Annotated in this window: 14 protein-coding genes, 1 tRNA gene and 1 pseudogene; 6 read left to right on the top strand and 10 right to left on the bottom strand. The window is 65.2% G+C overall.

What is annotated here, in order from left to right; translation table 11 throughout:
- Positions 1–96: 96 nt before the first annotated feature.
- Positions 97–2,709: a bifunctional acetate--CoA ligase family protein/GNAT family N-acetyltransferase gene (locus tag ASF32_RS01485; RefSeq protein WP_056422582.1), complete on the top strand. Its 2,613-nt coding sequence runs from the start codon at positions 97–99 to the stop codon at positions 2,707–2,709.
- A 16-nt stretch (positions 2,710–2,725) separates the two neighbouring features.
- Here ASF32_RS01485 and ASF32_RS01480 read toward each other — a convergent pair whose 3' ends face one another.
- The 4 genes from ASF32_RS01480 to ASF32_RS01465 all read right to left on the bottom strand — a co-directional run bounded on the left by ASF32_RS01480 (position 2,726) and on the right by ASF32_RS01465 (position 6,395).
- On the bottom strand, positions 2,726–3,523 hold the full coding sequence (locus ASF32_RS01480) for an ABC transporter permease (RefSeq protein WP_056422579.1): 798 nt from the start codon (positions 3,521–3,523) through the stop codon (positions 2,726–2,728).
- A 148-nt stretch (positions 3,524–3,671) separates the two neighbouring features.
- The gene (locus ASF32_RS01475) at positions 3,672–5,039 is read right to left on the bottom strand and encodes a hypothetical protein (protein ID WP_056422576.1); all 1,368 of its coding nucleotides are present in this window, start codon (positions 5,037–5,039) and stop codon (positions 3,672–3,674) included.
- Positions 5,040–5,383: 344 nt separating this feature from the next.
- Positions 5,384–5,740, bottom strand: coding sequence for a hypothetical protein (locus tag ASF32_RS01470; protein WP_156467630.1), 357 nt, complete (start codon positions 5,738–5,740; stop codon positions 5,384–5,386).
- A gap of 169 nt (positions 5,741–5,909) precedes the next feature.
- A complete protein-coding gene (locus ASF32_RS01465; protein WP_056422573.1) occupies positions 5,910–6,395 on the bottom strand; it encodes an SRPBCC family protein in 486 nt (161 codons plus the stop codon).
- A gap of 511 nt (positions 6,396–6,906) precedes the next feature.
- On the opposite strand from ASF32_RS01465, the gene ASF32_RS01460 reads away from it, so the two are divergent.
- From ASF32_RS01460 to ASF32_RS01450, 3 genes are all read left to right on the top strand, one after another.
- On the top strand, positions 6,907–8,481 hold the full coding sequence (locus ASF32_RS01460) for a 2-isopropylmalate synthase (RefSeq protein ID WP_244478196.1): 1,575 nt from the start codon (positions 6,907–6,909) through the stop codon (positions 8,479–8,481).
- A 103-nt stretch (positions 8,482–8,584) separates the two neighbouring features.
- Positions 8,585–8,660 (top strand) — tRNA-Lys (locus tag ASF32_RS01455).
- Between the two features lie 241 nt (positions 8,661–8,901).
- Positions 8,902–9,468 carry a metallophosphoesterase gene (locus tag ASF32_RS01450; RefSeq protein ID WP_056422570.1) on the top strand — a complete coding sequence of 189 codons (567 nt, stop codon included), beginning with the start codon at positions 8,902–8,904 and terminating at the stop codon, positions 9,466–9,468.
- A 90-nt stretch (positions 9,469–9,558) separates the two neighbouring features.
- On the opposite strand, the gene ASF32_RS01445 is transcribed toward ASF32_RS01450, so the two are convergent.
- On the bottom strand, positions 9,559–9,903 hold the full coding sequence (locus tag ASF32_RS01445; RefSeq protein ID WP_056454640.1) for a hypothetical protein: 345 nt from the start codon (positions 9,901–9,903) through the stop codon (positions 9,559–9,561).
- A 145-nt stretch (positions 9,904–10,048) separates the two neighbouring features.
- Between ASF32_RS01445 and ASF32_RS01440 the strand changes: the two genes are divergently transcribed.
- Together ASF32_RS01440 and ASF32_RS26225 are read left to right on the top strand one after the other, a co-directional pair.
- Positions 10,049–10,495 (top strand): hypothetical protein, encoded by a 447-nt coding sequence (locus ASF32_RS01440; RefSeq protein ID WP_244478197.1) that lies wholly within the window; start codon positions 10,049–10,051, stop codon positions 10,493–10,495.
- Positions 10,496–10,807: 312 nt separating this feature from the next.
- Positions 10,808–10,983, top strand: a pseudogene (locus ASF32_RS26225) (IS630 family transposase); the annotation flags it as partial.
- Between the two features lie 387 nt (positions 10,984–11,370).
- Here the strand turns inward: ASF32_RS26225 and ASF32_RS01435 are convergent.
- The 5 genes from ASF32_RS01435 to ASF32_RS01415 all read right to left on the bottom strand — a co-directional run bounded on the left by ASF32_RS01435 (position 11,371) and on the right by ASF32_RS01415 (position 14,556).
- Positions 11,371–11,607 (bottom strand): DUF2171 domain-containing protein, encoded by a 237-nt coding sequence (locus ASF32_RS01435; RefSeq protein WP_056422565.1) that lies wholly within the window; start codon positions 11,605–11,607, stop codon positions 11,371–11,373.
- A 12-nt stretch (positions 11,608–11,619) separates the two neighbouring features.
- Positions 11,620–12,174, bottom strand: coding sequence for a ferritin-like domain-containing protein (locus tag ASF32_RS01430; protein WP_056422562.1), 555 nt, complete (start codon positions 12,172–12,174; stop codon positions 11,620–11,622).
- 213 nt (positions 12,175–12,387) lie between these two features.
- Entirely contained in the window at positions 12,388–13,290 is a 903-nt protein-coding gene (locus ASF32_RS01425; protein ID WP_056422558.1) for an NAD(P)H-hydrate dehydratase, read from the bottom strand.
- Positions 13,290–14,054 carry a histidine phosphatase family protein gene (locus tag ASF32_RS01420; RefSeq protein ID WP_056422553.1) on the bottom strand — a complete coding sequence of 255 codons (765 nt, stop codon included), beginning with the start codon at positions 14,052–14,054 and terminating at the stop codon, positions 13,290–13,292. The genes ASF32_RS01425 and ASF32_RS01420 overlap by 1 nt, the downstream gene beginning before the upstream one ends.
- 289 nt (positions 14,055–14,343) lie before the next feature.
- Positions 14,344–14,556, bottom strand: coding sequence for a hypothetical protein (locus ASF32_RS01415; RefSeq protein WP_056422550.1), 213 nt, complete (start codon positions 14,554–14,556; stop codon positions 14,344–14,346).
- Between the last annotated feature and the right edge of the window lie 231 nt (positions 14,557–14,787).

Genomic DNA, 14,787 nt, shown 5'->3' with positions numbered 1-14,787 from the left:
GTTCCCCGAGTCGCGAGAGACCCATGCCCTATACCGTGCCGGTCGGCGTGATGTCGCATTCCGCCGCGCCGGCCTGATCGAAGGTCACGCCAGTTCATGAGCACCTATCGCTTCGAGGCGTTGCTGGCGCCACGGGCGATCGCGGTCGTCGGCCTCGGCCGGGGCGCGCTCGGCCAAGCCGTGGTCGGCAATCTGGAGAAGGCCGGGTTCGCCGGCCCGGTTCATCTCGTCGGCGAAGCGGGCCTTCCCACCCTCGACGACCTGGATGACACGCCGGATCTCGTCGTGATCGTCGCGGAGGCCGCGTCGGTGGAAGGCTGGGTCGAGAAGGCGGGCCTGCGGGGTGTCGCCGTGGCCGCCATCCTCACGTCCGGCCTGTCGCAGGACCTCTGCGAGGCGGTGCGCAACCGTGCGAGGCAATGGGGCATGCGCCTCCTCGGCCCCAACAGCATGGGGCTGATCGTGCCGCGTGCCCAACTGGATGCCAGTCTGTTCGCGGCGGCGCCGAAAGCCGGCGATCTCGCCCTCATCTCGCAATCGGGCACGGTGGCCGCCGGCATCGTGGCCTGGGCCGCGCATCGCGATGTCGGGTTCTCGGCCGTCCTGTCCCTGGGCGCCGCCTGCGACATCGACATCGCCGATTGCCTCGACCATTTCGCCGCGGACATCCACACCCGCGCGATCCTGCTGTCGCTGAACGTGATTCCCAATGCGCGCAAGTTCATGTCGGCCGCCCGCGCGGCGGCGCGCGCCAAACCCGTCCTGGTGCTGCGCACGGGGCGCCACGAGGCGCCCCTGCGCCACACGGTGACCCATACCGGCGCCCTCGCCCGGCCGGATGCCGTCTACGAGGCGGCGTTCCGGCGGGCGGGATTGCTCAGCGTCGACGGGCTGGACGCCATGTTCTCGGCGGTGGAGACGCTGGGCCGGCAGCGCCCCTTCCCCGGCCAGCGCCTCGCCATCCTGGGGAATGGCGAGGGCATCGGCGCGCTCGCCGCCGACAGGCTCGCGGACCGGGGCGGCACCCTGGCCGCGGCGGGGCTCGGCGGCAATCCCGCCGATCTCGGCGTCGAGGCGGATGCGCAGGCCTATGCCGACGCCCTTGGGCCCCTTCTCGCCGACCCGGCCAACGACGCCGTGCTGGCGATCCACGTGCCGACGGCCCGCTCCGACAGCGCCGGGGTCGCCGCGGCCATCGCCGACACGGTGAGCGCGGCCCGGCGCAGGGGCGGGCGGCGCAAGCCCGTCTTCGCGGTGACGGTGGGCGATGACGGAGAGGCCGGCGCGGTGCTCGCCGCCGCCGGCATCCCGCGTTTCGCCACCGATGCCGATGCCGTGGAAGGCTTCATGCATCTGGTCCGCTACCGCGAGGCGCAGGACGACCTGATGCGCACGCCGGATTCTCTGCCGCGGGAATTCTCGCCCGATGTCGAGGCCGCCCGCGCCATCGTGGCGACGGCCCTGGAAGCGGGGGAGATCTGGCTCGATCCCCTCGCCGTGGCGGGCCTCCTGGCCGCCTACCGGATCGACAGCGTGCCGCTCACGCTCGCTCCCGATGTCGATGCCGCCGCGGCGGCTGCCTGGCCCATCATCGCCGAGGGCGGCGCGGTGGCGTTGAAGGTGGTCTCACCGGACATCGTCCACAAATCCGATGTCGGCGGGGTGCGCCTGGATCTCACCAGCGAGGCGGATGTGCGCATCGCCGCCGCCGACATCCTCACCCGGGCCCGGCGGCAGCGGCCGGATGCGCGGATCATGGGGTTCGCGGTCCAGCCCATGGTGCGCAAGGGTAAGCGCCGCGAGCTCATTGCCGGCCTCGCCGAGGATCCCGTCTTCGGCCCCGTCGTGGTGTTCGGGCGGGGCGGCGTCGCCGTGGAGGTCATCGACGACCGGGCGCTCAGCCTGCCGCCCCTCGATCTCCGGCTCGCCAGCGAACTCATCGACCGTACGCGGGTGGCGCGGCGGCTTGCCGCCTATCGCGACGTGCCCGCAGTGGACCGGAGGGCGCTCGGCCTCGTCCTGGTCAAGCTCGCCCAACTCTCGGCCGACCTGCCGGAGGTGCGCGAACTCGACATCAATCCCCTGCTCGCCGATGCCAACGGCGTGCTGGCCCTGGATGCCCGCGTGATGATCGGCCCCGCCCCGGAGCGGCGCGGCGGCACCCGGAACCCGCGCTTCGCCATCCGCCCCTATCCGGTGGAATGGGAGCGCAATCTCGTGTTGAAGGGCGAGCGGGTCACCGTGCGCCCGGTGCGGCCAGAAGATGAGGGGCTGTTCAAGAGCTTCTTCGAGCAGGTCAGCGCCGAAGACCTGCGCCTGCGCTTCTTCATGCCCGTGCGCGACTTCAACCATGCCTTCCTGGCCCGGCTGACGCAGCTCGACTATGCCCGCGCCATCGCCTTCGTCGCCATCGACGCGGAGACGGCGTCGATGCTCGGCGCGGTCCGCCTGCACGCGGATGCCAACCATGAGAGCGGCGAGTACGCCATCCTGGTCCGCAGCGATCGCAAGGGTACCGGCCTCGGCTTCGCGCTGATGCAGTTGATGATCGACTGGGCGAGGGCGGAGGGCCTGAAGCGCATCGAGGGCACGGTCCTTCGGGAGAACCGCCCCATGCTGGCCGTGTGCCGCAACCTCGGCTTCTCGGCCCATCCGGACAAGGATGACGGCACTGTGATGAAGGTGAGCCTAGCGCTCGATATGCCGTAGACAAAGACCAATCGAATCAGTCTTTGGCTTTATTGTTGTAGAACAGGATCCCGACGAAAATGACGCCTGCGCACCATTTGGTCAGATAAATTCCATCGAAGCTCGCGTGAGGATAATTCGGATAGAATCCCAGCCGGAACAGCTCAATCATGTGCGAGAGCGGATTCCATGAATAAATCGTTCGAAGAGGTTCAGGGGATAGATCAACGGTCCTGAACGCCCCACTGAACATCATGACTGGTCTGCTCAAGAATCCGTAAACTTGCGCCCATCCAGGGAAGTACGACTGGATGCTTGTATTGATGAGTGATATTCCTATAGAGAAACAAGCAATAGCAAAGAGGCTGATGAGGCACATATCAGGTAACACGGGCGCAGCCTCCCGGATTCCGTAGATATAAAGCGCAGAAAAAAAGATGATCATGAGAATTATATTTTGTATAATGCTAATTAAGAAGCGAGACACAAGAAAATCAAATGGTTTAACCAAGTAATACTCTAATGCTCGCGACTTGAGGCCGCGAACACCGGTGGCACAACGCCGAAAGATATAGAATGGAAGTATGCCGGTTCCCATAAAGAGAAGAACTGACGGTCCGAAAGGCGGCTCCTTTCCAAAGAGAAAGATCTTCAATCCAGACATGGTCGCGATGACGATGATCGGTTCGATGAAGAGCAGGATGCCGATGGCTGGGTGGTAATTGCGGAAGCGGAGTCCGAAATCACGGACAATCAACGCGACCACGATCGTCAGCCATGGTCGTACTCTTGGCTTCGAAGAGGCGGTCGGAAGCGCGATCGAAGAATTTGCCATCGTTTTAGTCGAGGTCCAAGGATGCCAGATTAGGCGAGGGCCGGTCGTGAGACCGCCCCTCACGCGCCTCGTGCCAAGTGTTGCCTCGTGCCAGGTGTCGCCTCGTCATGAGCCAGAAACTTTGTCCGATGCCGAAGGTTGGATTCGCTCAGGCGCGACTGTTCAAGAGCGAGCGCACGCTGAGCAGGCCGATGAACCAGATCGATGCGAGCACGAAGCCTCCGAGCATCATCGACAGGAGGACGCGCGGGCCGCCTGCACTTTCGGGTAGTGCTGGGCGAACGTAAGGCGTGAGATAAAGATGCTGGGCGGCTGCGTTGGCCCGTGCACGGTCGAGGGATTGCAACGACGTGAGCAGGATCGCCTGCGCATATTGCCGATCCATATCGAGTGACTCGAACCGGGCGACGACGCCCGCCAGGACATTGCGGCCGGAGCGGCTGCCGGAGACTTCGCGCTCGACGGAGGCCAGCTGCTCGCGCGCCGCCTGGACGCGGGACTTGAGAGCCAGGACCGAAGGGGCCGTCTCGCTGAGATTCTGTCTGCGGATCGTGTCGTAATCCGCCTCGAGCTGTGACACCGATCCGCGCAGGGTGCCGATGAGCTGGGTGTTGCCCGAGACGACGCTGGGTATCGGATCGATCACACCCTCCTTCTCGCGGAACTCGGCCATGGCGGCACGGGCCTTGTCGAGGCTGGCCTTGGCACGGACGACCTCCTGCTCGGCGAACTTGACGGCATCTTCCTCGGCGCGCTTGGCGATCTTGTTGACGAGGGTCTCAGACAAGGTGACGAGCTGATTGGCGATGGTCAGGGCATCGTCGGGACGGAACGCCTTGATCTCGACGGAGGCGAGCCCGGTGAGCGGATCGTAATTCGCCCAGACCATCTTGTTCCAGTATCGCACCAAGTGCTCTGTCGACCGGCTTCTGTCGAACCGATTCGGCCAATCGATCTCGGGGCGGCTGTAGATCTCGCGGACATCGACGGTCTGTGACAGTTCGTCGACGACCTGACGGCTCTTGAGATAGTCGATCACGACGAAGTTCTGCGCGCTGCCGCCGCCGACTGCAGCGCCGTGACCTCCCATGGCGCTGGCGACTGCCGATGCAGTCGTACCCCCGCTCGCCCCTCCGCCGAGAGGGCCGGCCGAGGGGGTCACCTCGGTCACCGAAAACCGGAACTCGGCAAAGTATTGCGGCGTGGCGAGGAACAGGAAATACATTCCGAGCAGGCATAGGGGCAGGAGCACGACGATGCCGAAGCTGATCAGCATATAGCTCCAGTTGTGATCGGGCTGTGGCATGGGAACGAGGGAAAACGTCTCGTCATCCGCGCCCTCGAGCGCCAGTTCCCGCCGCGCTTCGTCGTCCCGCTGGGGGAGCATCTCGCGGTCGTCGTTCACCGCCAGTTCGTTGGCCCGGGCCCGCTCCTCCTTGGCCAGCGCGTCTCTAGTCTCGATCGCGGTCACGTTCGCGGTCGGCAAGCGCGTGATGTTGTTGGGCGCTGAGCTCATGCGTCGCGGGGCCTGTCACCAAAATTCGTCGTCCCTGACAGTAGGTCATTTCCCGGCCCTTTTATGGCGGCGCAGCAGGGATGTGGCCCGTGTTGCTTTCAAGTCGCCGGACGAGAGCTTGCAAGTGATCGCCGGGAAAGGCAGGTATTTCCAGCAGTATTCTGCTGGATAGAGCGGCTCCGGCGCATGTCCTGAGCACGTCTCCCATCGCGCCGCGCCATTTTCCGGTGGGGCGCCGTCACGCCTTCGTGATGAGGTCCGGGCGCCCCGCGGCCAGCGGTCACGTCAGATCAGGACATGCGCATCCGAAGGGCGAAGCGCAACGAACGACGACCCGCTTCGGTCTACGGGTAGCCGTAACGCGCCTTGGCGGCGGCAAGCAGTCCGATGGCCTCACGGACCCGCCCGGCATTGCAGGCCTCGGAAGCGCGCGCGAGGTCGGCCGAGAAGCGCGCGCCCACCGGCGGGTTGAGGTTGCCGGTCGCGACATCGCTGTCGACCACGGCCTGGGTGCGGGCGATGCTGGGACCGCAGCCCGAGCCCGTCGGCGAGGGGGCTGGGGCGGCAGCGACCGTGGCGGCAATGGGCGCCACCGCCGCTTTGGGGGAAGGACCGGATGCACTGCAGGCGCCGAGCGCAGCGGCAAGGAAGGTGACCAGCGTCAGGCCGGCGCGTCGTGGTAGCACCAGGTTCTTGGTCACGGAGCTATTCCTTCACGTTCCGGCGCGACGGGCCGGCGCAGCGTAGCCGCTGCGCCGAAATCTCGCTCTTCGGGCAAGTTCTTGCCCTCACGCAACCCGCTGGTCAATCGCCGGGCCTGGGCTCCGGCGACGATCCCATGTCGTCATATTCCAGTCTCGTGTCAGCGGGTCATTTTGCCTTCTCGGCGATCGCCGCGAGACCGGATTCGTAGATTCCCGTGATGGCATCGGCCGCGACCGTATCCGGGACGCCCTTCGCCTTGAAGGTTCCCGTCCACGTCACCGTCGAGCCGGACCCTTTCGGGCTCACCGCGAGGGTGGAGGAGTAATCGGAGACCGGCAGGGGGCTCTCGACGATGGCGTATGTGTAGCGCATCGCCGTGTCGTCGCGTGCCGTCTGCGATTCGACGATGGCGCCGCCACCCTTGAGGCTGAGGGTGCGCAGCATCGTGCTTCCCTTGGAGGAGGGCTCGCATTTGGCGATGGCCGGGTGCCAGGTGCCGATGCCGCAGAAATCGCCGATCGTCGACCAGACCTTGGCCGGCGGAGCCGCGATGTCGATGCTCTTGGTGAGGTCGATGGCGAAGCCCGGAGCGGTGCCGGCGATGAGGACCAGGCCCGGCAGAGCGAGGCGACGCATGAAGGTGCGCGACATGAGAGAGGGGTTTCCTTCCGGTTGATTTATAAGCACGGATGGGTCCGTGCCTTGCCGCCGTGCAAAGAGCAGCGAGCGGATTGGGGTAAGGCTGGTCGCGAACCGGACCGGGGCAATGGCCCGGGGTGACGCCCACGAAGATTTGACACCGGTCGGGGCGGTCGCAGTGCGATCCTTGTCAACGGAAGCGCCGGGGTTTACGTAGCCGCCTGACCGCGTGCTTCGCGCGCCTGTCACGCCATTCGGGAGAGACGAGCCTTGGCCACCGCCGGCTCCACGCAGGACATCGCCGACGCTGCCTTCACGGCCGCGCGCGGTTCTGCGCGCCCTGGTGCTCTTTCCGCCGGCCTTCTCCTCCTTATCCGCCCCTGAGGGCCGGCCGGGCGCCTGCGCCTGGGCACTCAGGGGATCGTTTCGCGGCCGTGACTCCGAAAAGTCCGGTCGAGCCGATCGATGGGTTTAAAAGGCGCCGCGTCCCGAAGCGACCGCGCCTCCGACAGGACGACACGCCATGACCGACATCATCGCCCCAACCGCGGCCTCTCCGAAGGACAGGGTCCTCATCTTCGACACCACCCTGCGCGATGGCGAGCAATGCCCCGGCGCCACCATGACCCTGGACGAGAAGCTCGCCGTCGCCGAACTCCTCGACGCGATGGGGGTCGACATCATCGAGGCGGGCTTCCCCATCGCTTCGATCGGCGATTTCGAGGCCGTCTCCGAGATCGCCCGCCGCGCGAAGCGCGCCACCATCGCCGGCCTCGCCCGCGCCATTCCGGCCGATATCGCCCGGGCCGGCGAAGCCGTCCGCCTCGCCCGGCGCGGCCGCATCCATACCTTCGTCTCGACCTCGCCGATCCACCTCGCCCACCAGATGCGCAAATCCCAGGACGAGGTGATCGAGATCATCCTCAAGACCGTGGCGCAGGCCCGCGACCTCGTCGAGGACGTGGAATGGTCGGCCATGGACGCGACGCGTACGCCGATCGACTACCTGTGCCGTTGCGTCGAGGCGGCGATCCGCTCGGGCGCGACCACGATCAACCTGCCCGACACGGTGGGCTACGCCACGCCGGACGAATACCGCAGCATGTTCTGCCAGGTGCGCGAGCGGGTGCCGAATTCCGACAAGGCGATCTTCTCGGTCCATTGCCACGACGATCTCGGCCTCGCCATCGCCAATTCGCTGGCCGGTGTCGAGGGCGGCGCCCGGCAGGTGGAGTGCACGGTGAACGGGATCGGCGAGCGCGCGGGCAACGCCGCGCTCGAGGAGATCGTCATGGCGATCCGCACCCGTGGCGACGTGATGCCCTACGAGACCGGCATCGAGACCACGATGCTCACCCGCGCCTCGAAGCTCGTCTCCCACGCGACGAACTTCCCCGTGCAGTACAACAAGGCCATCGTCGGCCGGAACGCCTTCGCGCATGAAAGCGGCATCCACCAGGACGGCATGCTCAAGCATACCGAGACCTACGAGATCATGACGCCGGCCTCGGTCGGCGTCGCCAAGACTTCGCTGGTGATGGGCAAGCATTCGGGCCGCGCGGCCTTCCGCTCGAAGCTGGAGGAGCTCGGCCTGCATCTCGCCGACAATCAGCTGCAGGACGTGTTCGACCGGTTCAAGGCGCTCGCCGACCGCAAGAAGCACGTCTACGACGAGGATATCGAGGCCCTGGTCGATCAGAACCTCGCCACGGCCCATGATCGCATCCGCCTGGTCTCGCTCTCGGTCATCGCCGGGACGCGAGGCCCCCAGCGCGCGACGATGAAGCTCGCCATCGACGACCGCATCGTCACCGAGGAGGCCGACGGCAATGGTCCTGTGGACGCGGTGTTCAACGCGATCCAGGCCCTGGTCCCGCATGAGGCGCAGCTCGAACTCTACAAGGTCGACGCCGTGACCGAGGGGACCGACGCCCAGGCCGAGGTCTCCGTCCGCCTCAAGGCCGGCGACCGCAGCGTGACGGCGCGGGGCGCCGATCCCGACACGCTCGTGGCCTCGGCCCGCGCCTATCTCTCGGCCCTGAACAAGCTCTCGGCGACGGCGGTTCGCCTCCACGCCCAGCACGCCGCATCGGTTTAGCCGGGAAAATGAAGCCCCGGGGGTGGACACCCTCCGGGGCCTTTGCTATCAGCCCCCTCGTCGCAGCGGGTTTTGGTGGCCGCCGCGATTGCCGCAAGGCAATGGGTGCATAGCTCAGTTGGTAGAGCAGCTGACTCTTAATCAGCGGGTCCAAGGTTCGAACCCTTGTGCACCCACCAAATATCTCAATGACGTAGCTGCTGATTGCTGGCTTCCTGAAAAGCCCTGGCGACCACGTAGCTACCGGTTCGTTGCAGCGCCCCTCCTTATGTTTCGAAGCTTGTGTTGAGCGAACGGAAACGCGTGAGCGCGGTGAGTTCGTACCACCCTACAATTTTTCGAGTCGGGTCGATCCAAGCTGAGTCGGATGAGTTTGAATGGCAGGTCGCTGCCTGAAGCATGCGGCGCCGTCGGATCCGTATGGCTACTTTCTTCACCTCAGACACCCATTTCGGGGATGCTCACATCCTGCGTCAGCGTGGAGGGGCGTTCGGATCACTCGATGATCACGACGCGGCTCTGATCGAGGGTTGGAACGACGTTGTCGGCACGGACGACGACGTCTGGCATCTCGGCGATTTCGCAGCCGGAGCGAGCCGGGGGCGCTGCGCGGAGATCTTCGCGGCCCTAAAAGGCCGAAAGCGACTGATCCGCGGCAATCACGACACCGATCGGGTTCTTGAATTGCCGTGGGTGAAACCGCCGCAGGAAACTGCGCGGATCACTGTCAGCGATGCCGATGGCACGGAATGGCGGCTGTTTCTCGCGCATTACGCGCATCGCGCCTGGCCCGGCCTGTGGCGCGGGACGCGGCACCTGTATGGCCACACACATGGATCGCTACTCGACACCCGCTTCTCATGCGATGTCGGCGTCGATGCATGGGGCTACCGACCCGTCGGTGTCGCCGAACTCATAACCCGCCAGAACCAGGCTCACGCTGTCCCGGAAGAGCTTCAGCGGCGGAACGATGCTCGGACAATATGATCGGCGCCGACGCTGACGTCTCGGCACGAAAAATCTACCTGTGCCTCCGTACGGAGGCACCGCGTTTGCGGATGTGCCAACCGTCGAGGGTTAGGCCGTCGGCGTAAGGTCGTCGGTCGACCACGTCTCGCAAACGCCGCCGACATCGACCTCGTAGGCTTCGCCGAGGTTCCAGACGCCAACGATGGCTCCGACCCGACCGTCAGGCAGTCGGACGAGGTCGAGCTTTATGAATGGGGAAAGGGTCATGGCACGGCTCCTCTCTCCATCAAACGGCGCGCAGGCGTATTTGATCCGGACCAAGCTCCACGACAGCGGCGGAACGGCACTCGCCTGCTCCGCCGATACCATGACGGCAAGCGTGAGTGATTTCGCCCCAACCCGTTTCGGCCAATCGGGATCAGGACCTTCAACCTCTTTCAGCGTGGCGTTCATCGACGGCGACCTCGTCGTACATCCACGACCGACCGGTGCCCCTTCGTAAGCAAGCATTAACGCTGAGCGGGCATTCTCTCTTACTCAATCGATCAGCCGTTCGGACCATTGGGGTCCGCCCAGTTGAGATGGGAGTCAAACGGCCATGCCTCGCATGCTCGAACTGCTACGCTGGAAACTCCAGCTGCTTTTTGCTTGGACGCCGACACGGACTGTCGCGCTCAATTTGATCCTGGGAGTTTACGCTCTTGCAGGATGGGGTGCATTCGCGAACAAAGCTTCGCTCAACCGCGATCTGACGAATCAGGTCAGCCTCTTGCAGACAGAGCGAAACGGGTTGGTCGACCGGCAAAAAGAGCTGGAGCAGGCAAACGGCGAACTCTTGCGTGAGTGGCAAGGTAAGCTCGCCTCTGCTCGAGAGGAACTCAGCCAAGCTGTGTCGGCTCGCGACGCAGCCAAAGGCCAGCTTGCCAGCTCTCAGCGCGCAGCTGCCGCTTCCAGGAAGCGCGTCGAGCAGGCTCGGGATCGGGTATCGGAGACAGGCAGCATCAAATCCGCGGAGCCGTCGAAGAAGGCTGCGGTCAAGCCGTAGGATCGTCTGGCCTGTCTGCCTTTGGTGTCCCGAGCCCTGACACGTGCTGTCTCCATCGGGCACCGAGGCTCGGCTCGTCGCGTTGAGCCAACGCAACCGTGTCTATCTACGAGCAGGTCACGGCCTTGAAAGGCCACGCGACGGTGAGCTTGAAGGCAAGGAAACGGTCGAGGTGACGCAACCCGTTCGGCACGCATTGCTTGCGTGCTGGAGAGCGGAGGCGAATACCGTGTGTTGCGGAGGGTCGAACCATTTGCCGGTTGCTCCGATCAGCCGACCGAGTCCGCGTTCATTAGCCTGATCCTCGATACGCCGCTCCTAGACGGACCGATCACCGGGATCTGCTTCCGCCGCTATGTCGAAGAGACCTTGGTGCCGACCTTGAAGCACGGTGACACGGTCGTGCTCGACAACCTGACCGCCCACAAGGTCAGCGGCAGTGGCGCGACCATTGGGCGGCAAGCGCCCGTCTGCTCTACTTGCCGGCCTAATCGCCCGAACCGAAGGACCGCACGGCCAGGACAGCAATCCGGACGGTGAGGTGCATCATCCCGCCACCCTGAATGGCGTGTGTGCAGAATTCGCCAGCGAACAGTTCCTTATCGCGACGGCCATGCGCGTCGAAGGTGACCTTGCGTTGTGAGCACCTCCCAAACGGCGGAGGCACTGAGGCCATTACCCAGCCCGGCGTTCACGGAGCCCGCAACGGCACCTTGGTCCCGAGGTTGTCCACCGAGGGGCAGGAAACCCTGCGCCTCCCTCTCCCTCGCGGATCTCTTCACCGGTGGGCTTCCCGCCCCGAAATGTTCCCTGATCGAAACGAAAAGGGGCTGCCGTGATGGCAACCCCTTCGAACGTCTGTCGGAGACCCGGCCTTATTCCGCCGTGCCCCATTCGTCCTTGGCTTGGGCGGTGGTTCGGTTCAGCTTCACCGTGCCATCCTCCACCGTGTCGATGGAGTCGACATGGATGAAGTGGTGCTGACCCTTGGCCTCGGGATCGGTCCGGGTGAGCTTGATGCGCTGCCCATCGAGATGATCCACCGTGCCCACATGCCCGCCATCCGAACCGATGACCGGCATATGGTCCTGGATCTTGCTGGGATCGACCATGATCGGAACTCCTTATTCGGCCTTGGCCTTGGCGCCCTTCTTCCGGGGGGGCGCCTCGTCCTCGGCCGGAGCCTCGTCCGACCCTTCGACATTGATGCTCTGTGCGATCTGCGTCAGGAGCTCGTCGGTCTTCTTCTCCTCCTGAAGGGTCTCGTCGAGGAGCTTGGCGGCATCCTCGTAGCCGAGCTGGCTCGCCCAGGTCTTCAGGGTGCCGTAGCGCGCGATTTCGTAGTGCTCGACCGCTTGGGCGCAGCCGATCAGGACCGCATCCGCCGCCGGGCTGCCGCCGAAATCCTCGAGATCTTCTTCCATCTCGGCGGTCAGGCCCTGCATCGCCTCACAGGTCTTCGAGCGTGCGGACTTGCCAATGATCTCGAACACCTGCTGGAGGCGCTCGACCTGCACGGCGCTCTCCTCGGCATGGGTCTCGAACGCCTGACGCAACTCGTCATGCTCGGCGGCCTTGGCCGACTTCTTCAGAGCGCGAACGGATTGTCTCTCAGCGTAATAGACGTCCTTGAGAGTCTCATAGAACGCATCGTGCAAGGTTTTCTGCTTGGCAGCCATAGATACCATCCCACTTTATCGAATGTCTTATTTGATACCGACGCGTCGCAGCGCTGTCCGTCTCCTATGAACGCTCGCGTTGCCTTGCGGGTCCCAAAAAAGAAACGTCGGGATTTCGGGGAAAACTATGAAGAGCGCTGCCGTGCGGGGAACCTTTCGCCGCCAGCCTAGCTCCCCCGCCAACGCCCGGTCGAGCCACGCCGGTGGTTGGCTTCAAGGCACCGTGGCAGAATCGGCCGTTGCCTCCTGAAGCAGTCCGGGGGCGAGGCCGGAAATCTCCCGCGCGAGGAAACCCAGCGGGCCGATATCGGCGGCAAGGCGATGTCCCGCTTCGCCGTGCAGATAGACCCCCCACAGGGCCGCGGTGAGGGGAGCGGCTCCTCGGGCGAGGAGCCCGACCACGAGACCCGCCAGGGCATCGCCGGAACCGGACGTCGCCAAGCCGATGCCGCCGCCCTCGTAGAACCAGTGCGCCCCCTGCGGATCCACGATCCAGGTCTTGGCGCCCTTCATCACCACGACGACCTGCAGCGAAGCCGCTGCGTCGACGGCCGCGCGCAACGGATCGGCCTCGATCTCATCCCGGCTGCGATCCAGCAACTGGGCCATCTCACCGGCATGGGGCGTGATGACGGCCCGGCTTCCGAAAGCGCGGATGTCGGCCGCGTGGGCACCGAGCCCACAGAGGGCAGCGGCATCGAGGATGAAGGCGGCGGACGAGTGCTGCTTCAGCAAAGCCATCGTCAGAACGGTCGTTTCCTGGTCCTCGACCATGCCGGGTCCGATCAGGATGGCATCGCAGCCCTTCGTCACCGCCAGCAGCCGATCGAGGGCGCCCTGGGCCTCGACGCCGCCCGATGGCGTTTCCGGCAGGCCGACGACCATGGCTTCGGGAATCGCGAGGGCCAGGGGGATGGCCACGCTGCGGACGGTGGCGATCTTCAGCTTGCCCGCGCCGGCCCTGAGAGCCGCGACCCCTGCCAGGAGGGCGGCCCCGGGCACTTCCGTGGAGCCGCCGAGGACGAAGGCGCTGCCGCGTTCGTCCTTGCTGCCCTCATGGGGGATGGGAAGCCGAAGCGTCCGGAGCCGGGCGAGGGTGAGGCTCTGCGTTTCCATCACCGGGCCGCCACGTTCGCGTCGGGTTCGGAGGTGACGGGTGCGCCCGCCTCGAACAGGGGCGCCACGAAATTGTAGCGTTCCAGCCTCAGCTTACCCGTCGTCTTCTCCTCAGGCTGGAAGCTGTATTCCGTGACGGAGCAGTTCACGACGTCGCCAGCGGCATCGATGGCGAGAATCTCCGCCTCGGTCATCTCCTCCAGCAGATAGCGCAGGCATAGAACCACGACCTGATGCGCGACGATGAGGACGCGCTTCTCGCCGTGATGCAGGGACACCGTGTCGAGCGCGCTCCTGAGACGCAGGATGACGTCGCACCAGCTCTCGCCGGACGGTGGCCGGTGATAGAATTTACCCAAGCGCCGGCGCATCTCGGCCTGTTCGGGATGCAGCTGTTCGACGCCCGAGCGGGTCAGGCGGTCGAGGATGCCGAGCTCCTTCTCGCGCAGCCGCTCATCGACGAGATCCTCCGGCGCCTCATGCGCCAAGCCGCCTGCGGCGCGGATGCGGGAAGCGGTCTGCCGCGCCCGCCTATAGGGCGAAGTCAGCACCGTCTCCGGCCGCTCATCTGGGGGAAGCGTCGCGAACCATCGGCCCAGCGCGTCGGCCTGTTCCTCGCCCCGTCGGCTCAAGGGGACGTCGACGTCGCGCTCGGCGATATCGATCCGCGCACGATTGGCCCCATGCGCGGCCTCGCTCGCGACGTTGCCGGCGCTCTCACCGTGGCGAACGATCCAGATACGGTTCGGCCAGCATTGTCCCATTCGCGGATCCTATTCCGATGTCGTTGCCTAACGTCCGCGATATCCTCCGGGTTCGGCAATGCTCGCTCTGTCTCTGTGACGCGGCCCCAGGAATTCGGGTGGAATAGACTGCGTCGACTTGTCGGGATCGCCGCCTCGATGACGCTTCATGACGGAAACGGAGACAAGAAAAGCCGCATGGCGCTCGGCCTGCACATGGTCGAAGCTTGTTTGGGCCCGTGATCGCCTCGGGTTCCGAAGCGGCAAGCCACGTGTGGGCCTTGCCCTCGAGAGCCCGGGTTCGGAAACCCTATGGTTCTTCATCGGGAAGGGGGATCGACGATCCGGGCACCGTCCGTTCCATGGCGTTCAGGCTGCCGGCGAGGGCGTGAGCGGCATCACGGCACAATCCGACCTGTCGAATGCCGTCCACCATGGCAGGCTCGAGGGTCTTCGTGTCGTAGACCGTCCAGCCGCCGAGTTCCGGGGCGATGGCGTAGACGGCATGTTCGTTGTCGTTCACGGCACGCCTCGCTTCCAGGGAGAGAGGAGGGCGCGCGGAGGCCGGATTCCCGCCTCCTCGCCGGTGGCGACGGCACCGTGCGCAGGCAGCGCCCTTTCCCGGTTCGCCAACGGCCGAGCGCGTCGCGGGTTGCGAAGCGACGAAAAAACCCGCCTCGGCTCACGCCGGGCGGGTAAAGTTTTGCTCATAGGAAGGCTCCTCACGAGGAGCACTCACACCATGTGCCTTCTG

The sequence above is a fragment of the Methylobacterium sp. Leaf91 genome, assembly GCF_001422815.1.
In the GTDB taxonomy this organism is placed as follows: Bacteria; Pseudomonadota; Alphaproteobacteria; order Rhizobiales; family Beijerinckiaceae; genus Methylobacterium.
This window is presented reverse-complemented; position numbering and strand designations above follow the sequence as displayed.

Excerpts from the sequence above, each read along its gene's own strand:
- ASF32_RS01485 (WP_056422582.1), top strand. The coding sequence starts at position 97 with ATGAGCACCTATCGCTTCGAGGCGTTGCTGGCGCCACGGGCGATCGCG.
- ASF32_RS01445 (WP_056454640.1), bottom strand. The coding sequence starts at position 9,903 with ATGAACGCCACGCTGAAAGAGGTTGAAGGTCCTGATCCCGATTGGCCG.
- ASF32_RS01475 (WP_056422576.1), bottom strand. The coding sequence starts at position 5,039 with ATGAGCTCAGCGCCCAACAACATCACGCGCTTGCCGACCGCGAACGTG.
- ASF32_RS01465 (WP_056422573.1), bottom strand. The coding sequence starts at position 6,395 with ATGTCGCGCACCTTCATGCGTCGCCTCGCTCTGCCGGGCCTGGTCCTC.
- ASF32_RS01450 (WP_056422570.1), top strand. The coding sequence starts at position 8,902 with ATGGCTACTTTCTTCACCTCAGACACCCATTTCGGGGATGCTCACATC.
- ASF32_RS01480 (WP_056422579.1), bottom strand. The coding sequence starts at position 3,523 with ATGGCAAATTCTTCGATCGCGCTTCCGACCGCCTCTTCGAAGCCAAGA.
- ASF32_RS01460 (WP_244478196.1), top strand. The coding sequence starts at position 6,907 with ATGACCGACATCATCGCCCCAACCGCGGCCTCTCCGAAGGACAGGGTC.
- ASF32_RS01425 (WP_056422558.1), bottom strand. The coding sequence starts at position 13,290 with ATGGAAACGCAGAGCCTCACCCTCGCCCGGCTCCGGACGCTTCGGCTT.
- ASF32_RS01435 (WP_056422565.1), bottom strand. The coding sequence starts at position 11,607 with ATGGTCGATCCCAGCAAGATCCAGGACCATATGCCGGTCATCGGTTCG.
- ASF32_RS01440 (WP_244478197.1), top strand. The coding sequence starts at position 10,049 with ATGCCTCGCATGCTCGAACTGCTACGCTGGAAACTCCAGCTGCTTTTT.
- ASF32_RS01420 (WP_056422553.1), bottom strand. The coding sequence starts at position 14,054 with ATGGGACAATGCTGGCCGAACCGTATCTGGATCGTTCGCCACGGTGAG.
- ASF32_RS01430 (WP_056422562.1), bottom strand. The coding sequence starts at position 12,174 with ATGGCTGCCAAGCAGAAAACCTTGCACGATGCGTTCTATGAGACTCTC.